The sequence below is a fragment of the Bacillus haikouensis genome, assembly GCF_013179555.1.
GTDB lineage: Bacteria > Bacillota > Bacilli > Bacillales > Bacillaceae_B > Rossellomorea > Rossellomorea haikouensis_A.
This window is the reverse complement of the sequence record NZ_JABMCR010000293.1, coordinates 1-4,787: the sequence shown is the minus strand read 5'-3', so window position 1 is coordinate 4,787 and position 4,787 is coordinate 1. Positions and strand designations below refer to the sequence as shown.

Below are 4,787 nucleotides of genomic sequence, written 5' to 3'. Positions count from 1 at the left end.
AGCACCTTAAAGAGCTGCCGATCGCTTGTCATCGCAAAGTCCAATGAGCGTCCTGTCGGCTTCAGGGAGCCTTGGGACAGGATCAACTGAGCCTGGGACAGCTTGGCGCCAGTACCTGACCTGATTCCAAGTGGTGTCAGCCTGCCGATCTCCATTCCGGTCCGCTCCTGATTCCGTACATTTTGCACCATTAACTCTGCGAAAGAGGCTTCTCTCCGCTTAAATCCGGTCGTTTCCGCATTCGACAGGTTTTGACCGATCATATCCATTTGTCTTTGCAATTGGCCCAGCGTATTTGTCGCTGTGATCATTGTCCGGTTCATGTCAATTCCCCTTTATTATAAGGTATTTCACTGTGAATTTCTAACTCAGAGGCTGTTTTACAATTGCTTTAGCCGTACTCAAATCAAACGATCCGAATTGAAAAGTGCGTTTTACAATGACTATCCGTTCACACGTCCAATTTCATTCGCTGCTTTTTCCATGCTTCGGTCATAGGCTTGAAGCACTTTCTGGTTTGCCTCAAATGCCCGGTAAGCTGTCATCATATCAGTCATCGTACGCGAAGCATCTACATTCGAACGCTCAAGATACCCTTGTTTTGCTGAAAAAACAACGCCATCCGCCTCATAAGCATTTTGCAGCGGTTCATTGCCTTCTGTCACGAATAAACCGTCACCCTGCTTTATCATGGTGTTCGGATTTTCAGAAAACCCGACTCCGAGCCGTGAGACCGCTGTATCTTCAACAAGAATTTCTCCTGTTTCACTTACTTTGAAATCATCCGTTTCCAGCTGGATCCGTCCACCATTTTCATCCAATACATAGTAGCCGCTGTTTGTCGTCAAAAAGCCATTCCCGTTCACCGTCAGATTCCCGTTACGGGTATATCCTGGACCACCCGCACTCTCCACTGTGATGAAAACCGATCCCTGCATGCCGGATTCTTCATCAGTCGGCATATTTCCATTCACCAGGGCAATATCAGCTTTGCGTCCGGTTTCCTGGATGTCTCCCTGCAGAAACTTCGGAATCGTCTCCTGCATGTATACGCCCGTATTTAATGTACCGACCGTTTGATTGAAAGGAATAGAAAAATTTCTCTCCGTTGGAACCTGTGCTGACTCCAACCTCTCCAAAAGCATTTCTGGAAAAGCACGCATCGATGCCTGGTCAGCTTTGTAACCAGGGGTATTCGCGTTCGCCATATTATTGGTCAACATTTCTGTTTTGCGCTGCTGCGCGAGCATTCCGGTTGCTACTGTATAAAAACCGCGAAACATACTTCCACCTCTTTACGTTCAAGCTTTCCATACTGTTATCGGATTAATTGGACGAATTTTCATCAGTTCACTTCATTTCCAGAAACAACCATAAGATCAGCCGATTTTTCTGCGTGAAATCTTATCGATATTTTCGAGCATCAATCCTGTACCGACTGCCACACAGTCCATCGGATTTTCCGCTTTAAAGACAGGAACTTTCAATTCTTCTGCCAGAAGTTGATCCATTCCGTGAAGAAGGGCGCCTCCCCCGGTGATGATCACACCGCGGTCAATGATGTCTGCAGAAAGCTCAGGCGGGGTTTTCTCAAGAACATTTTTCGCCGCTTGTACAATAACAGCAACTGACTCGCGTAGAGCGCCTTCGATTTCTTTTGAAGTGACCGTGATTGTGCGCGGAAGTCCTGATACCATGTCACGACCGCGGATGTTCATTTCATTCGCAAATTCTTCAGCATCTTCACGATTGTTAGAAAAGACAGTCCCGATATTGACTTTGATATCTTCTGCCGTACGTTCACCGATCAGAAGCTTGTACTCTTTTTTGATGTAGTTCAGGATTTCCTGATCGAACTTATCCCCGGCCATCTTGATGGACTGAGCCGTCACGATATCCCCCATTGAAAGAACTGCAACGTCCGTTGTTCCTCCACCGATATCGACAACCATATTCCCTGTCGGATTGAAGATATCCATGCCTGCACCGATAGCAGCCACCTTAGGTTCTTCTTCCAGGTAAATCTTCTTTCCGCCGCTCTTTTCGGCCGCTTCCCTGATTGCTTTCTGTTCGACGCTTGTAATATTCGTCGGGCAGCAGATCAGGATTCTAGGCTTCGATAAGAAACCTTTTACATTCAATTTATTGATAAAATGCTTCAGCATCGCTTCGGTTACGTCAAAGTCTGCAATGACCCCATCCTTTAAAGGGCGGATCGCAACGATGTTTCCGGGAGTACGCCCCACCATGCGGCGGGCTTCTTCACCCACTGCCAATACTTTATTTGTGTTCTTGTCCAGAGCCACAACCGACGGCTCATTTAAAACGATCCCTTTTCCTTTAACGTGAATGAGGACATTTGCTGTCCCAAGGTCAATACCGATATCCTTCGCAAACATTTCATGTTACTCCCTTCTTCATTTACAGTTCATTTATATGTCAGTTATTGTCTGTATGTAATTACGTTAAACCGATAAGGTAAAACTTTCACCCAATATATTATTTTACCACAAATATGTCGAAAGAACGTATTCTTTGTCAAAAAAATGTATTCAAATTGTTATTTATTTGAAAAAATATTTTGTATTGGTGTGTTTTGTTGCAGGAAGATTAAATTAGGGGAGGAGTGGACGCCGCAGTTGATTTCCGTGCAGGGCCTAGCTTTCCGCTGGCTGGCGGTGAGCATCCTCAAGCACCTCCCTGCGGGCAGAAAAGCGTATAGGCTTTACTCAGATGCAGGTGGTATAAGGCAAATTGGCCACGACGGCCTCCTTTACCTCCCTGGTCGATTTGACTTATGACATATGCCTCTAAGTCACAGAGCTGGACCAGTCTCACCTAACTCGCTTCTCCCACAGGAGTCTCCGTTTTCTACTCTAATCAACACAGCTGGAACCGGCTCTTTCAACCTTAGCAAAGTAAATGTTTGATTGACTGAGTGCCCGGTCACATCTTTGTAATAAAGAACGGTGCCAGGCACAAATCGGATGTTTTGTGCCTGGCACCGGCTTTTCCACTCTAAAATCAAACATAAAAATACACCAAGCGCAACAATGCATAGCTTGGCGTATTTTGATCAGCTGTGGAGCTCTTCTTTTCTGTACTTTTGTTTCGTGGCTTCTCCACCTCGCAGATGACGAATTGATTTATGATAATCAAGTATCGTTTTCACTTCATTCGCTAGTTCTGGATTAATTTCCGGCAGGCGTTCTGTCAGATCCTTATGAACAGTACTTTTGGACACGCCAAACTCCTTCGCAATAACACGAACAGTTTTCTTCGTCTCCACGATATACTTGCCAATCTTGATTGTTCTCTCTTTGATGTAATCGTGCACACCACTCGACCTCCCTAAATTGGATGTGAGAAGTGTGAAATGAGACTCGCTATATCAACAATGAAATAGTACAGACCGCACAAGGCGGCAGAAAGCTTTATTTAGTGCGGCGGCTTTCTGATCTTACAACGTATGAACAAATTATTCGGCTTTTATGAAGTAGAAAAAGAACGATTCCTCACCTCGAACACTCTCTTTTTTGATAGGTTTGTATCATTTTATTAGCCGAGGTCTCCATATATGCACAAAAAAGACAATAAGGACAAGGTTTGAGGTGAATTTTCTGAAAATACACCAGGCATAAGCCGGCTGATTTGGTTCAGGGAGGCAGTTAAATGGATTCCTCGCCCTATTGTACTGAGCCACGCTCAATTCTCTGTTTTCGGAGCCCGGTATCATCATCTTACCGAAATTGCCCCACTCCTCAGCCTCTCACCCTGCCAACACGCAGCAGTTCTCCCCATGTATCAACCTTCCGATCGTATAAATGTTCCAACAGCTCCACGAACAAATACGCTGTCGTCAGCGCATCGTTGACGGCACGATGCCGGGGGTACATCCTGGTGCCGAATGCTTGAGCATAGCGTTCAAGGTCACGCATGTCATAGGAGGGCGCCAGGAAACCGATGAGATTCAGTGTATCGAGACTTGGGGCGATCTGAAGTTGGCAGCCTGCTCTTTTCAATTCACTCTTCAGTACAAGTTCATCAAAGCTGACGTAATGTCCCGCCAGGCAATCCGTTTTATTTTCCCGCAGGAAATCAAAGAATCCTCGAATCGCTTTTTCTGCAGGTGGTGCTGCTTCGACATCCTTCGACCCGATTCCTGTTAAACCGGATATTTCCTGAGAAATAAGTCGATTTGGATTAGAATAGGTTTGAAAGGTGACTTTTTCTTTCACGTTGTACCCTTCCACCTTTACGGCACCGATTTCCAGAAGCCGATCCTCTGCGTTGACCCGGAAACCCGTTGTTTCCGTATCAAACACTACGAAATTCAAATCTTTGACCGCCCGGTTCATCGGAATAGAATCATATTCCAAGGGACATGTCATCTTCTTTTTGGAAAAAACGAATGGATTCACACCCTTTCTATGTTAATGAATAATGGGCAAGCATCATATTCTGGAATTCCCTGATCGTTTTTACGCTATAGTAGAGGTTTTCTTTCTCCCTCGTTGACATGGTGGTAAGTTCAACGATGTCCCCCTGGTTATTCGACTTACGTTCCATGTGAAGGTTCATCAATTCTTGAAACGCTTCTCTCAACTCCTTTCCAAACCTGCTTGAAATCGATCCCTTTTCCACAAGGTACTCTATTTTCTCAAGTGTAGACCCCGAATGATTCCCGTGCGTCAAATTCAGGATTTGAAGAGCATGATGAAAGGGAAACAGGATCTCTTTTTTCATTGAGAATTCCTTTCTCTGCATACCAAGCAGCGACCTGATCG

General features: G+C 45.2%; 6 protein-coding genes. All 6 read right to left on the bottom strand.

Annotated elements, in window-relative coordinates:
- Positions 1–323 (bottom strand): flagellar hook-basal body complex protein (locus HP456_RS19985; RefSeq protein WP_172254364.1); only part of this gene is annotated, 323 nt, incomplete at its 3' end.
- Between the two features lie 120 nt (positions 324–443).
- The gene (locus HP456_RS19980) at positions 444–1,283 is read right to left on the bottom strand and encodes a flagellar hook-basal body protein (protein WP_172254362.1); all 840 of its coding nucleotides are present in this window, start codon (positions 1,281–1,283) and stop codon (positions 444–446) included.
- Positions 1,284–1,379: 96 nt separating this feature from the next.
- Entirely contained in the window at positions 1,380–2,399 is a 1,020-nt protein-coding gene (locus HP456_RS19975; protein ID WP_172254360.1) for a rod shape-determining protein, read from the bottom strand.
- Positions 2,400–3,076: 677 nt separating this feature from the next.
- On the bottom strand, positions 3,077–3,337 hold the full coding sequence (spoIIID, locus tag HP456_RS19970; protein WP_048004881.1) for a sporulation transcriptional regulator SpoIIID: 261 nt from the start codon (positions 3,335–3,337) through the stop codon (positions 3,077–3,079).
- Positions 3,338–3,761: 424 nt separating this feature from the next.
- Positions 3,762–4,391, bottom strand: coding sequence for a 3'-5' exonuclease (locus HP456_RS19965; RefSeq protein WP_172254366.1), 630 nt, complete (start codon positions 4,389–4,391; stop codon positions 3,762–3,764).
- Between the two features lie 37 nt (positions 4,392–4,428).
- A partial coding sequence (locus HP456_RS19960; protein WP_281358098.1) for a putative nucleotidyltransferase substrate binding domain-containing protein occupies positions 4,429–4,787 on the bottom strand: 359 nt, incomplete at its 5' end.